Below are 13,382 nucleotides of genomic sequence, written 5' to 3'. Positions count from 1 at the left end.
GACCTCTCAAGGCAACGCCGGGCCGCCCCAGGTTTCCTTGACCCCCGCGGGGGGCGGGCTGGGCGCAGCCCGGCCCTGGGGGTGCTCAGAAGGCGATGACCTCGAGCTTCAGCCCGCGGGCGCTGGCCTCCAGGCGCAGGCGCTCGGCTTCTTCGGCCTGCGGATGCGGCCACCACACCACGCGCCAGCGCCGTCCTGCCGGCATCACATCCAGCTGCGTGGGCACCGGTGTGGCCACCTGCGCCTTCAGCGAATGCAGCAGCACCTGCTGCGCCTGGGCATCGTCGCGCGTGCGCAGCGGTGCGGTGGCCAATGCGTAGACCGGTCCCTTGAGCAGGGACTCCGCGGGTGAAGATGCCGCCGGCGACGGGCGCAGCGCCTCGGCCTGCACGCGCGCCTGGCGGCGCTCGTCCTCGGTCAGCGTGGGGCGGATGCGCACCAGCGGGCCGGCCGCCGCGGCGTCCTGCAGCATCGGTGACACGTCGGCCGGCCGGAACGCCGGCTCGGCCGTTGTCGCCTCCGCGTCGGCCACGGTGTGCGCCTGGGGCGCGGACGCAGCCGCTGGGGTGTCGGATGGGTGGGTCACATCGCCGGCCACGGCTGCCGATTCGGTCGTCGTCTCATGGGCGACAAGGGCGCCGTGGGCGACAAGGTTACCCGATGCGCTGGCGGCCGATGCCGCGGCCGGCACCTCGGCGATCGTGGTCGTGTCGTGCGACGGTGCGAGCACGAACGCGACGCTGCCGGCCAGCAGGCCCGCTGCCAGCGCGCCGCTGCCGATGCCGCCAGCCACCCGGCGCGCGTCGAAGAGCCGGCGGCCGAACACGGGCGCCGACGTCAGCGGCGCTGCAGGCGCCACCAGCACGCGGCTGCGACGGCCGTCGACCTCGATCACGGCCGAGAGCAGGTGGCGTGCCGTGCGCCCCTCCAGGCCCTGGGCGTCTGCCGCATGGGCGCGCGGCAGGTCGGCGTCCACGTGGCGCCATGGCCAGTGTGCCGCGGCGTCCAGCGGGTAGGTGCCGTGGGCCAGCACGAAATGGTGCAGCGCCGCGGTGTCGACGCCGTACATCCAGTGGGCGTCGAAGATGGGGGTCAACGGTGGCGCTGCGGCGGCTGCGCCGTCGGGCGCGGCCTCGCGCAGCGCAAAAGGCAGGCTCACCACACCGATGCCCACCACCTGGGCGGGCACGATGCGGCGAGCCAGCGGGTGCCGGTGGTGCCAGGCGACCACGCGGGCGGCAAGATCGGCCGGCCGGAGCGTGTGCATGGTCGGATTTTCCGCAGGGGCCCGGTGGCGCATCGATGGAACTGCGCCGCTTCGTCCCCCCAGTTCTCGGCCCCCAGTCTGCAGGCCCCAGGGGGGCCCGGTGGAGGGATGCGCCGCGGGCCCGCGACGCCGACAGTGGCGACACCGCGGCAGCCCGCCGCGGGCCCAGACGAGGAACCCCACCATGCACAAGACGCTTCTGTCCGCCGCGCTCGCGGCCCTGCTCCTGCCTGCGGCCGGCCCCGCAGCCGCCCACGACGGCATCCAGACCTTCACCAGTGGCGCGCACTTCTACAAGCGTGTGGTCACGCACACCAACGTGCTGCTCGGCGCCAACGAGAAGTTCGAACCGCTGCCGGGTGCCACCACCACGGTCTTCGTGCCGCCCCGCACCGTGGCCCTGGTCAACGTGGGCTTCTCCGCCGAAACCCGCTGCACCGGCGCCGACGTGGCGCAGAACTGGTGCGAGATGTCCATCACCGTGGCCGGCAACGAGGCCAGCCCGATGGCCAGCACCTACGGCGGCGACACCTTCGCCGTCGACGCCACCGACACCGGCAACGCCACCGAAGGCAACTGGCGCGCCCATGCGTTCTCCCGCCACGCCTGCGTGCGTAACGAGAGCGACGTGCCGCTGGCCGTGCCGGTGGCGGTGAACTGGAAAGTCACCAACTTCGGCGGCAACCCGCCACTGTTCTGGGTGGACGATTCGGCGCTGGTGATCGAGATGGCGCGCGGCTGCAGCGTCAGCAATGCGCCGTCGCCCGACCGCGCGCCGCCGGCTGCCGCGCGTGCCGTACCTTCTGCCCAGCAGGACTGAACGGGAGACCACCATGAGCAAGCACACTCTTTCGCTGACCCTGGCCGCCGCCCTGCTGACCGCTGCCGCCACCACGGCCCATGCCGCCAGCCCCACGCTGTACGGCAACCGCGCCGCCTTCATGGCGGCCACCACCGGCCATCAGGTGCAGGACTTCGAGGGCTTTGCCGACGGCACGTCGCTGCTCGGCGTGGAGGTGTTGCCCGGCGTCACACTGTCCACCAACCTCGACCGGCTCGAGATCTTTCAGGGCAGCGGCGACAAGGAGGCCTTCGCGACGTCGCGCGATGGCGCCGAAGCCTGGTACGACATCACGCTGACGGGCGGCATCCACGCCTTCGGCTTCGACGTCGACGCCTTCGACCCGGCCACGCCGGGGCCGGCCTTCCTGAGCTTCCTCTTCGCCGACGGTGACACCACGTACACCGAGATCCCGATCCTGCCGGTCAACGCCACCGAACAGGACCCGCTGTTCTTCGGCATCGTCAGCGATGTGGCCGTGGTCGGCATCCGCTGGGCCGAGGGGCCGGAGATCGGCGGCATCGCCTGCTGCGAGGAGACCGCGCTGGACAACCTGGTCGTGGCCGCGCCGGTGCCGGAACCGGGCACGATGGCGCTGTTCCTGGGCGGGGCCGGTGCGCTGGCGGCGTGGCGGCGGCGGCGCGGGGCACACGGGCCGGCCCGCTGAGCCCGCATCGGTGGCAGCATCGGCGTGTTCCCACACGCCGATGCCTGCGCCATGCTGTTCCGCCAGCTCTTCGACCCTGTCTCCTCCACCTACACCTACCTGCTCGCTGATGCTGGCGAAGCGGTGCTGATCGACCCCGTCTTCGAGCAGGCCCGGCGCGACCTGGCGCTGCTGCGCGAACTCGGTCTGCGCCTGGTGGCCACGCTGGACACCCATGTGCACGCCGACCACGTCACCGGTGCCTGGCTGCTGCAGCAGCGCACCGGTTGCCGCATCGCCGTGGCGGCGGCGTCTGGCGCGCAGGGCGCGGACCTCCCGCTCGCGCACGGTGATCGCGTGGCCTTCGGTGGCCGCCACCTCGACGTGCGGGCGACGCCCGGCCACACCGATGGCTGCCTCAGCTATGTGCTCGATGACGCCAGCGCCGCGTTCACCGGCGATGCCCTGCTGATCCGCGGCTGTGGCCGCACCGACTTCCAGCAGGGCGATCCGGTGCGGCTGTACCACTCGGTGCACGCCCAACTGCTGAGCCTGCCCGACGCCTGCACGCTGTACCCCGGCCACGACTACCGGGGCATCACCGCCACCAGCGTGGCCGAGGAGCGGCGCTGGAACCCGCGCTTCGGTGGCACCAGCGACCTGAACGACTTCGTGCAGACCATGACGCACCTGGGCCTGCCGCACCCCAAGCAGATGGACCGCGCGGTGCCGGCCAACCTGCGCTGCGGCCGGCCGGAGGGCGACGTGCTGCCGCCCGCGGAACCCGACTGGGCGCCGTTGACCTGGAGCTTTGCCGGCCTGTGGGAGATCGAGCCGTCGGCGCTGCACGAACTGGGTGGGCGCAGCCCGGTGCAGGTGCTGGACGTGCGCGAGCCGGCGGAGTTCACCGGCCCGCTGGGCCATCTGCCGGGGGCACAGCTGGTGCCGCTGGGGGAACTGGCGGCGCGGCTGCCGTCGCTGGCACGCGACCACCCGTGGGTCACCGTGTGCCGCTCCGGCACGCGGTCTGCACGCGCGGCACTGATGCTGTCGCAGGCCGGCTTCCCGGCGGTGGTCAACCTGGCCGGCGGCATGCTGCGCTGGCGCGCCGAACGCCTGCCGGCCGAAGGTGGCGAGGCCTGACGACCAGGCAACTGCGCGGGGTCAGTCGCGCTTCTTGAGCAGCTCGCCCAGCGCGTTGATCGCGTTGCCCAGCTGCTGCAGGTCCGCTGAGGCGCCGCTGGCGCTGCCGCCGCGCATCTCGCCGAAGCCCAGGGCATATTCGCGCACCAGCTGCAGTTGGTTGGACGGCAGCAACTGGTACTGCTCCACCGCCAGCTGCGGCGCGAACACCGTGCCCGGCGGCACCCTGCCCACGTAGCGGCGGAAGATGAAGGCGGCGGTGCGCGACTCGCCGGCCGCCAGCATGAACTGCGAGCTGGCCCGCTCGCGCGTGGACACCGGCATGCCCTGCACCGACTCGCGGTAGCGCGCGTCGACGATGTAGCGCTCCCCCTTGTCGTCCAGCATGATGCCGGTGCCCTGCTTGTAGTTCAGGATCATCGGCGCGTCGCCCAGGTTCTGGAAGCTGATGCGCACCGTCACCTGCTGGTTGTTGCCCTGGGGCGCTGCCGGCGCCACCCCCACCACGCGCGCGAGCACCGGGCCGCTGACGGTGCAGTGTGGTGCGCTGGCACAGGCGTCGCTGCCCGCGGAGGCGGCGGCCGGTGCCCCGCCGGTGGCCGGCGGCGTGGTGCCGGTGGCTGTCGCGGCCGCCACGCCTGGCCCGGCCGGGGCCTGTCCGCCATCGCCGTGGCGCAGGCTTTGCCAGCTCAGCGCGTGCTCGCGGCCGAGCCGGTACTGCTGGCCGGGCAGCGGGTCGATCTCGCGCACGCCGAGCTCGACATCGAACGCGGTGCCGACGATGACGTTGCGCCCGACGTGGAAGTTCAGTTCCATGCGCGCATCGGCGCTCTCGCCCGGCCCAAGCGTGAACTTGGGGTCGAAACGGTTGCGCTCGATGCGGCCGATGCCGGTGATCTTGCGGACGTTCTGCAGCGTGTAGGCGTTGCCACGGTCGTCGTGGGCGGCGGCGCTGCGGTCCACGTAGCCCAGCACCAGTGGCTCGCTGCTGCGGTTGGTGAAGCGCACGGCCAGGTGGACGGGCCGGTTGCCCCGCGTGTTCGGGCTGACGCGGAACTCGGTGATCGTGGCGGTGAACTTCGGCACCTCGCGGCACAGCGGCTCGCCCGGGCACATGCCCTGGGCCGCGGCGGGTGCCGCCGACAGCGCCGTGCCGGCGCCGAGCAGCAGCGCGGTGGTGGCCCGGCGCCAGCGGGCGAGGACCGCCGTGACGGCGGTGAGGGCGGTCCGCGTGTGCGTCGCGGATACCGGACGTACAGGGTGAAGCAGGGTCATCTGATTCCTCTCGTTGTCATCGGTGCAGGTGGTGCGGCGCGGTCAAAGCCGGGGCTTGGCGCCGGCGCTGCGCTGCAACTCGCCGGCGCGGCGTTCGGCCTCCAGGCGGTCGATCTCCGCCTGCATCGCGTCGCCCAGGCGCATCAGCTCGTCCTGGTGCGCCATGCCGACGTACAGCGCCTGCACCAGGTCAGGGTTGTCGGCCGGCGGCACGAGGTCGGCGCTGATCGACAGGCCGCAGCCCTCGCGCCAGCCCTGGCTGCCCGGGCGGGCGCGGATGCCGCCGCAGGCGCCGAACAACGGGTCACGCGGCGTCAGCGGGTTGCCGTCGGGTGCGTGGCGCCAGCTCACGGTGCCGTGCGGGTCGCGGCGCAGCTCGCCCTCGCGGCCGTACTTGTCGCGCAGTGCCTGCAGCACGGCGTCGCGCAACGGCATCTGGCCGGGCTTCCAGTGCTGCTGGCGCCAGATGCCGGCCACCACCTGCCGGCCGTCCAGCCCGGGCGTGGCCAGCGTGATCATCTCGTCGACGTGGTGCCACACACGGCGGCCGACGCCGCACTTCATCGCGTCGCCCAGGTTCCTGAACACGCAGTCCGAGGTCTCGCCGCGCTGGATGCTGAAGCCCTGGCGCTCGAGCTTGACGTTGCCGGTGCGCAGCTGCTGGAACCAGCGCGGCTGGAAGGCCAGCACGCCACCGTCGACGGCGCAGCGCGCATGGTTCAGCGCCTCGTCCAGCGGCATGCCCAGGCGCAGGCCGACGATGTCGGGGCCAGGTGGTGTGCGCGCGCTCGCCGGCGGCGGGCAGCGCGGGGGTGGCAGGCTGTCCTCGGCGCGGGCCTGCGTGCTGCCGGGTGGTGGTTTCCTTGCCAGGTCCGCCGCCTGCGCCGATGGCGCAGCGGGCGGGGCCGGCGGGGTGGCATCGCCGCAGGCCACGGCCAGGCAGGCGACAGCGAGCAGGGCGAACGGGCCTCGCCATCGAGTGTCCGGCGCGGGAGCGGGTTCTGGCACGGTCTGGGTCATGGCCTGGAGCGTCCGGCAAGCGGCGCGCGCGCACCATCACGCGGGATCACGAATCGCTAACGGCTGCGGTGCTGCGCGGCAAGTGGTTGATGCACAGGACGTTTTCGGGCGGCCACCGGGCTGCGGGTGGCGCCGGGCGTGCAGCCTGGCGGCACCGTCGTTACAGTCGGCCGAGTCTGCGCCGACCCCCATCGAGCCCGTGTCGACCGATCCGTCCACCGAACCCCCCGTCTACCGCTACCGCTTCGGTGCGGCGGCGTTCGACGAAGCCCGCTTCGAGCTGATGCTCGACGGCCAGCCGGTGGACCTGGAGCACAAGCCGCTGCAGGTGCTGGCCGAGCTGCTGCGCCATGTCGGCGAGGTGGTCACGCGCGAGGAACTGCTGGACAGCGTCTGGGCCGGCCGGCCGACGGTGGACAACGTGCTGCCCAATGCGGTGACCAAGCTGCGAAAGGCCCTGGGCCCGGCGCTGGCCGAGCGCATCGTCACGCTGCCGCGGCTGGGCTACCGCTTCAACGGCCCGGTGGAGCGCATCGCCAGCGGCCGCCGCCTGGCCAGCCGGCTGCAGCTGGATGGCGCGCAGGCCGTGCCGCACCGGCCCGACTGGGTGCTCGAGCGCCAGCTCAACCCGTCGCGCGCCAGCGAGGTCTGGCTGGCGCGCCACGCCCGCAGCCGCGAGCCGCGCGTGTTCAAGTTCGCCGGCGACGGTGAACGGCTGTCGATGCTCAAGCGCGAGGCCACGCTGCACCGCGTGCTCAGCGAGAGCCTGGGCGAGCGCGAGGACATCGCCCGCGTGCTGGACTGGAATTTCGAGACGCCGCCGTTCTTCCTGGAGTGCGAGTACGGCGGCGACAGCCTGCAGGCCTGGGTGCAGGCCGGCCACCTGGCGGCGCTGGACCGCGACGCGCGGCTGGCGCTGTTCCTGGGCGTGGCGCAGGCGGTGTCGGCGGCGCACGGCGTGGGCGTGCTGCACAAGGACATCAAGCCGGCCAACGTGTTGGTGGCCGCGCGTGCCGAAGGCGGCTGGCGCGTGCGGCTGACCGATTTCGGCAGCGCGAGGCTGCTGCACCCGGAGCGGCTGGCGGAACTGGGCATCACCCGGCTCGGGCTGACGATGACGCAGGCGCTGGACGCGGACAGCAGCGGCACGCCGCTGTACCTGGCGCCGGAGGTCATCGCCGGCCAGCCACCGACGGTGCGCAGCGACGTCTACGCGCTGGGCCTGCTGCTCTACCAGCTGCTGGCCGGCGACCTGAAGCGCCCGCTGGCCCCGGGCTGGGAAGCGGCGGTGGACGACGCACTGCTGGCGCAGACCATCGCCGCGGCCACCGATGTCGACCCGGCGCGCCGGCTGCCCACCGCCGCCGCACTGATCGAGCAGCTCACGACCCTGGCCGCGCGCCGCGCCGCCGCCGAAGCGGCGCGCGAGCGCGAACAGCGGCTGCAGGCGGCGGAAGCCGACCTGGCGCGCAGCCGCGCGCGCCGCCCCTGGGTGGCCGCGGCGACGGCGGCGCTGGGCCTGGGCCTGGCCGCCACGCTGTGGCAGTACCGGGCGGCGGTGGCGGCGCGCGAGCAGGCGGTGGCCCAGGCCGCACTGGCCCAGGAAATGAACCGCTTCCTGAACCAGGACCTGCTGGGCGGTGGTCGCAGCCGCACCGCCACCATCGCCTACGACCGCAACCCCAGCCTGCGCGAACTGCTGGACGCCGCGCGAGGCCGGCTGGACGGCCGCTTCGCCGACGCGCCGCTGACCGAGGCCGGCATCCGCACCACGCTGGGCCGCGCCTACCGCACGCTGGGCGACCACGCGGTGGCCGAGGCCCAGCTGCGGCGCGTGGTGGAGATCCACCGCGCCACGCTGCCGGCCGACGACGAACGGCGGCTGCTGGGCGAATACGACCTGGTGACGGTGCTGGTGCGGCTGTCACGCTTCGACGAGGCGCAGGCGCTGCTGGACGCGGCCGATGCCGCGGCCGGCCCGCGCCGCACGGCCGTCGGCGAGCTGGGCCTGCGTGCACAGGTGGCACGCGGCAGCTACCACTTCCAGCGCCTGCAGGTGCAGCCGGCGCTGGACGCCTACCTGGCGGCAGAGGCCATGCAGCCCGTGGTGCAGCCCGACGACATCCCGCTGGCGGCGCACATCCAGCTGACGGTGGGCGACGCGTCGCTGCGCCTGGGCAACCCGGCCCGGGCCGAGGCCATCGCGCGCGAGGTGCTGGCCGGCGACCCGTTCACCGAGGACAACGTGGGCCTGTCGACGCTGGCCAGCGCGCGCCGGCTGCTGGGCAACGCGCTGCGCAACCAGGGCCGGCCGGCCGAGGGCATCCCGCACCTGGAGCGCGCGGTGGCCGAGCAGGAACGCGCGCGTGGGCCGGACGACCAGTCCACCATCGCCGCGCTGTCGTCGCTGGGCTACCTGCACAGCCTGGTGGGCGACGTGCACAAGCGCGCCACGATCCAGCGCGAGGTCTACGCGCGCAGCGTGCGCCGCTGGGGCGAGGCCAACCAGTACACGCTGGTGGAGCGCATCAACCTCGGCGATGCGGAACACGAGGTCGGCCGACTGGCCGAGGCCGAGCGCCACCTGGCCGCGGCGGTGGCGGGGCTGATCGTCACCTCGGGCGAAGGTTCCAGCCTCGTCGACGCGGCGCGCTACTCGCACGCCGACGTGCTGCTGTCGCTGGGCCGGCATGCAGACGCGCTGGCGCTGGCCGGGCGCATCGGGGCCGCGCAACTGGCCGGCGTGTCGGCCGACGCCCGCGGCGACGGCAAGCTGGCCGCGCTGCGCGGCCGTGCGCTGCTGGGGCTGGGCCGGGCCGAAGAAGGCCGTGGCGAACTGCAGCGCGCCATCGCGCTGCTGCGCGGCGAGGGCCGCAGCGACGACGAACTGGCGCCGCTGCAGGCCCTGCTGGCGCCGGCGCGCTGAGCCGCGCGACGGCCGCGGCCGTCAGGGCAGCGTCGTGCCGCTGGCTGTGATCACCACCTGGTGCGAATACTCGCCACGCGCCGGGCGGGCGATGCTGCCTTCGGCCACCACCCAGTCGGCAAAGGTCTGCGTGTAGAGCAGGTAGGTGTTGACCACGCGGCCGCTGGCGAACACGGTGCCCAGCGTGGTGTAGCCGTCGCGGCCTTCGGCGATGAAGTCGTTGGTGGCGACGACGTAGGTGGCTGCCGGGTCGATGGCGCTCCAGACCCCGGTGCTGCGGTTCTTCACCTGCACGTTGCTGAAGCGCGCACCCTTGGCCTGGGACATGTCCAGGTCCCAGCGCAGGCCCGCGGCATAGGGGTGCGAGCCCGTGCTCTGGCCGGCATCCAGGTGGTTGGCCACCGCGTCCTCCAGCGCCGCGATCACCTCGGCGCCGGTCATTTCCAGTTCCACGATCACGTTGGTGAAGGGAAGCAGCGTGAAGGCCGTGTTCATCGTCAAAGTGCCGGCCGCCACCGGGATGCGCACGCCGCCGGCGTTCTGCAGCGCCAGGTCGGCACGGCGGCTGCCGGCCAGGAAGGCCTGGGCCACGGCCTGCGCCGCGTCGCTGCCGCGGGCCAGCGTGTTGGCGTCTTCGCAACCGGCGGTGCCGGCGCTGCGGTTGGTGCTCTCGCCGGGCACGCGCACCAGGCACAGCGCCTCGGTGGCGGTGCCGATGGGCTTGGCCTTCTCGGCGTCCACCTGGCCGGTGTAGCTGGCCAGCACGGCGGCGGCGCCGGCGTCGGGCGAGGTCACCTTCAGCGCGGGGTCGGCGGCCAGCGTGGTCTTCAGCGCGGCACGCGCCGTGTCGTCCAGGGCCACGAAGCTGCCGCTGCCGTCGTCACGGGCGAAGTCGTCGCCGATCACCAGCGAGGCCTGGCCGCCGCAGCTGGCCACCGCGCCGGTGGCGTCGAAGCGCACGTTCATCAGGCCCACGGCCTTGGCGTACTCCCAGGCCTGGCCGATGCACACCGGCTTGCCGTCGGCGTTGGCGGCCACGGTGGGGTAGGCGCCGGAACTGCTCAGGCCATAGGCTGTGAAGTCGCCCAGCAGGCTGTGCGAGTCGCCGCCGACGATGGCGTCCACGTCGGTCAGCGCGGCGGCCATCGCCAGGTCGTTCTGATAGCCCTGGTGCGTCACCAGCACGAAATGGCGCAGGCCCTCGGCCTTGAGCTGGTCGATCACCGCCTGCGCCGTGGCCACCTCGTCGGCGAACACGGTGCTGGCCAGCGGACGCGAGGAGTTGGTGGTCTTGCCGGCGATGTCGATGCCGATCAGCGCCACCTTCACGCCGCCGAACTCGCGGATCACGTAGGGCTGGATGTAGTCGCCGGCGCTCAGCGGGGCCAACGGCGTGCCGATGGCCGGCTGCACGTTGGCCGCGAGGATGGGCGTCTGGCAGGCCGGCGTCCACAGCGCGTCGAGGAAGGCCGCGGTCTGCGCGTCGCCGTCGTCGAACTCGTGGTTGCCCAGCGCAAAGGCGTCGAAGCAGATGGTGTTCATCATCCGCGCGTCGGCCTCACCCTTGAAGAAGGTGTAGTACAGCGTGCCGGTGACCGCGTCGCCGGCGTGGATCTTCAGCAGGTTGGGTGTGCCGGCGTCTTCCAGTGCCTGGAAGATGCTCGTCAGGCGCGCGAAGCCACCCAGCGTGACGCGGGTGGCCGTGCCGTCCAGCGTCAGCGTGGTGCCCGGAAAGCCCTCGAGCTGCGAATGGTGGTCGTTGACGTGCGCGATGTTGAGTTCGATGGCGGCGAAGCTCGGCGCGGGGTCGACGGCGGCGCCGTCGTCATCGCCACCACAGGCGGCCAGCGCGGCCAGGGCCAGCGCGGAGAGCAGGGTGGCAATGGGGTGTCGGTTCAACGGCATGGTCGGCGGTCTCGTTCAGGACAGCCCGGCATGCTGGCCACGCGCGGTGACCAGCAGATGACAGGCGTGGTTCAGAACAGGAAGTACCGCTGTGCCATCGGCAGCACGGTGGCCGCCTCGCAGGTGAGCAGTTCGCCGTCGGCGCGCACGGCGTAGGTCTGGGCGTCGATCTCCATCACCGGCGTCAGGCCGTTGTGGATCATGTCGCCCTTCTTCACCGCGCGGTTGCCGCGCACGGCCGACACCGGCTTGCGCAGGCCGTAGCGCCCAGCCATGCCGGCGTCCACCGCGGCCTGACTCATGAAGGTCAGCGCACCGGCGGTGCGCGCGCCGGCGTAGCTGCCGAACATCGGCCGGTAGTGCATGGGCTGCGGCGTGGGGATGCTGGCGTTGGGGTCACCCATCAGCGCCGCGGCGATGAAGCCGCCCTTGACCACCAGGCTGGGCTTGACGCCGAAGAAGGCCGGCCGCCACAGCACCAGGTCGGCCCATTTGCCGGGCTCGATGCTGCCCACCTCGTGCGCGATGCCGTTGGCCAGCGCCGGGTTGATGGTGTACTTGGCGACGTAGCGCTTCACGCGCGTGTTGTCGTTGCGATCCGAGTCGCCGGGCAGTGCGCCGCGCTGCGCCTTCATCTTGTGCGCCGTCTGCCAGGTGCGGATGATGACCTCGCCCACGCGGCCCATGGCCTGGCTGTCGCTGCTCATCATGCTGATGGCGCCCAGGTCGTGCAGCACGTCCTCGGCGGCAATGGTCTCGCGCCGGATGCGGCTTTCGGCGAAGGCCAGGTCCTCGGCGATGGACGCATCGAGGTGGTGGCAGACCATCAGCATGTCCAGGTGCTCGTCCACGGTGTTGGCCGTGTAGGGCATCGTGGGGTTGGTGCTGCTGGGCAGGAAGTTGGCCTCGCCCACCACCTTCATGATGTCGGGCGCGTGGCCGCCGCCGGCGCCCTCGGTGTGGAAGGCGCACAGCGTGCGGCCCTTCGTCGCGGCAATCGTGTTCTCGACGAAGCCCGATTCGTTGAGCGTGTCGCTGTGGATCGACACCTGCGTGTCGGTGGCCTCGGCCACCGAGAGGCAGCAGTCGATCGCGCTCGGCGTCGTGCCCCAGTCCTCGTGCAGTTTCAGGCCGATGGCGCCGGCCTCGATCTGCTGCATCAGTGCCTCGGGCCGGCTGGCGTTGCCCTTGCCCAGGAAGCCCAGGTTCATCGGGAACGCGTCGGCCGCCTGCAGCATGCGTGCGAGGTTGGCCGGCCCTGGCGTGCAGGTGGTGGCGAAGGTGCCGGTGGCCGGGCCGGTGCCGCCGCCGAGCATGGTCGTCACGCCCGACATCAGCGCCTCCTCGATCTGCTGCGGGCAGATGAAGTGGATGTGGCTGTCGATGCCGCCGGCGGTGACGATCATGCCTTCGCCGGCGATGACCTCGGTGCCCGGGCCGATGACGATGTCCACGCCCGGCTGCACGTCGGGGTTGCCGGCCTTGCCGATGGCGAAGATGCGCTGGCCGCGGATGCCGATGTCGGCCTTGACGATGCCCCAGTGGTCGACGATGAGCGCGTTGGTGATGACGCAATCCACCGCGTCGCCGGGGCCGATGCCGTTGATGCGCTGACCCTGGCCCATGCCGTCGCGGATGGTCTTGCCGCCGCCGAACTTGACCTCCTCGCCATGGCCGCCGGCCAGCAGCGTGTAGTCGCGCTCGACCTCGATCACGAGGCCGGTGTCGGCCAGGCGCACGCGGTCGCCGGTGGTCGGGCCGTACATCTCCGCATAGGCGCGGCGGTTGATGGTGGCCATGGTGTCAGGATCTCCTGGAGGGGATGTGTTCTGGGGCCGCTTGCGACCCACAGCGGCCGGTGAAGTGCGGTCGGCCGGCAGGCCGACTCGTCAATCTGGCTGGAGTCCCCCTCCCGGAGGGGGGCTGGCGGGGAGCCGTCGAACGTGCTGGAGCCCCTTCTAGGACGGGGCTCGGGGGAGCCCACGGAAAACGGGTCGCCAGACCCCAAGGAGCCGAAGGCGAGTTGGGGTCGAGAGCCGACCAATGCACCTCAAAGCGCCCCTTGCACCAACCCGCGGAACCCGAAGATGGTGCGCGCCCCGGCGTAGTCCACCAGTTCCACCGTGCGCTGTTGCCCCGGTTCGAAGCGCACCGCGGTTCCGCTGGGGATGTTCAGCCGCATACCGCGTGCCGCGTCGCGGTCGAAGGACAGGGCGCCGTTGGTCTCGGCGAAATGGTAGTGGGAGCCGACCTGGATCGGCCGGTCGCCGGTGTTGTCCACCACCAGCGTCAGCGTGCGCCGGCCGGGGTTGAGGGCATGGTCAGGCCCGTCGGTGAGCAGTTCGCCGGGGATCATGAC

At 72.5% G+C, this 13,382-nt stretch carries 10 protein-coding genes; 4 read left to right on the top strand and 6 right to left on the bottom strand.

The annotated features are described in order from the left end of the window. Positions 1 to 85: 85 nt before the first annotated feature. Positions 86 to 1,267: a hypothetical protein gene (locus ENE75_RS20195; protein ID WP_128200147.1), complete on the bottom strand. Its 1,182-nt coding sequence runs from the start codon at positions 1,265 to 1,267 to the stop codon at positions 86 to 88. A gap of 184 nt (positions 1,268 to 1,451) precedes the next feature. Here ENE75_RS20195 and ENE75_RS20190 point away from each other — a divergent pair, with 184 nt between their 5' ends. Genes ENE75_RS20190 through ENE75_RS20180 form a run of 3 tightly spaced genes read left to right on the top strand, consistent with a single transcriptional unit; the run spans position 1,452 to position 3,897 of the window. After that, entirely contained in the window at positions 1,452 to 2,087 is a 636-nt protein-coding gene (locus ENE75_RS20190; RefSeq protein WP_128200146.1) for a hypothetical protein, read from the top strand. A 13-nt stretch (positions 2,088 to 2,100) separates the two neighbouring features. After that, the gene (locus tag ENE75_RS20185) at positions 2,101 to 2,775 is read left to right on the top strand and encodes a PEP-CTERM sorting domain-containing protein (RefSeq protein WP_158289023.1); all 675 of its coding nucleotides are present in this window, start codon (positions 2,101 to 2,103) and stop codon (positions 2,773 to 2,775) included. A gap of 51 nt (positions 2,776 to 2,826) precedes the next feature. Beyond that, complete coding sequence (locus ENE75_RS20180; protein WP_128200250.1) at positions 2,827 to 3,897, top strand: MBL fold metallo-hydrolase; 1,071 nt, start codon at positions 2,827 to 2,829, stop codon at positions 3,895 to 3,897. Positions 3,898 to 3,918: 21 nt separating this feature from the next. Here ENE75_RS20180 and ENE75_RS20175 read toward each other — a convergent pair whose 3' ends face one another. Both ENE75_RS20175 and ENE75_RS20170 read right to left on the bottom strand, forming a co-directional pair. Further along, positions 3,919 to 5,172, bottom strand: a complete 1,254-nt coding sequence (locus tag ENE75_RS20175) for a hypothetical protein (RefSeq protein WP_128200144.1) — start codon at positions 5,170 to 5,172, stop codon at positions 3,919 to 3,921. A gap of 42 nt (positions 5,173 to 5,214) precedes the next feature. Then, a complete protein-coding gene (locus ENE75_RS20170; RefSeq protein WP_128200143.1) occupies positions 5,215 to 6,192 on the bottom strand; it encodes a hypothetical protein in 978 nt (325 codons plus the stop codon). A gap of 199 nt (positions 6,193 to 6,391) precedes the next feature. Here ENE75_RS20170 and ENE75_RS20165 point away from each other — a divergent pair, with 199 nt between their 5' ends. Beyond that, positions 6,392 to 9,118: a protein kinase domain-containing protein gene (locus ENE75_RS20165; RefSeq protein ID WP_199232373.1), complete on the top strand. Its 2,727-nt coding sequence runs from the start codon at positions 6,392 to 6,394 to the stop codon at positions 9,116 to 9,118. Positions 9,119 to 9,139: 21 nt separating this feature from the next. Here the strand turns inward: ENE75_RS20165 and ENE75_RS20160 are convergent, their stop codons facing one another. The 3 genes from ENE75_RS20160 to ENE75_RS20150 form a co-directional block, all read right to left on the bottom strand. After that, positions 9,140 to 11,023, bottom strand: a complete 1,884-nt coding sequence (locus ENE75_RS20160; RefSeq protein WP_128200142.1) for a bifunctional metallophosphatase/5'-nucleotidase — start codon at positions 11,021 to 11,023, stop codon at positions 9,140 to 9,142. A 71-nt stretch (positions 11,024 to 11,094) separates the two neighbouring features. Next, complete coding sequence (ureC, locus tag ENE75_RS20155) at positions 11,095 to 12,822, bottom strand: urease subunit alpha (protein ID WP_128200141.1); 1,728 nt, start codon at positions 12,820 to 12,822, stop codon at positions 11,095 to 11,097. A 251-nt stretch (positions 12,823 to 13,073) separates the two neighbouring features. After that, positions 13,074 to 13,379 (bottom strand): urease subunit beta, encoded by a 306-nt coding sequence (locus tag ENE75_RS20150; protein WP_128200140.1) that lies wholly within the window; start codon positions 13,377 to 13,379, stop codon positions 13,074 to 13,076. Positions 13,380 to 13,382 lie beyond the last annotated feature (3 nt).

Source organism: Rubrivivax albus (assembly GCF_004016515.1).
GTDB lineage: Bacteria > Pseudomonadota > Gammaproteobacteria > Burkholderiales > Burkholderiaceae_C > Rubrivivax > Rubrivivax albus.
The sequence above is the reverse complement of the archived record's forward strand: the minus strand, read 5'-3'. Positions and strand labels throughout refer to the sequence as shown.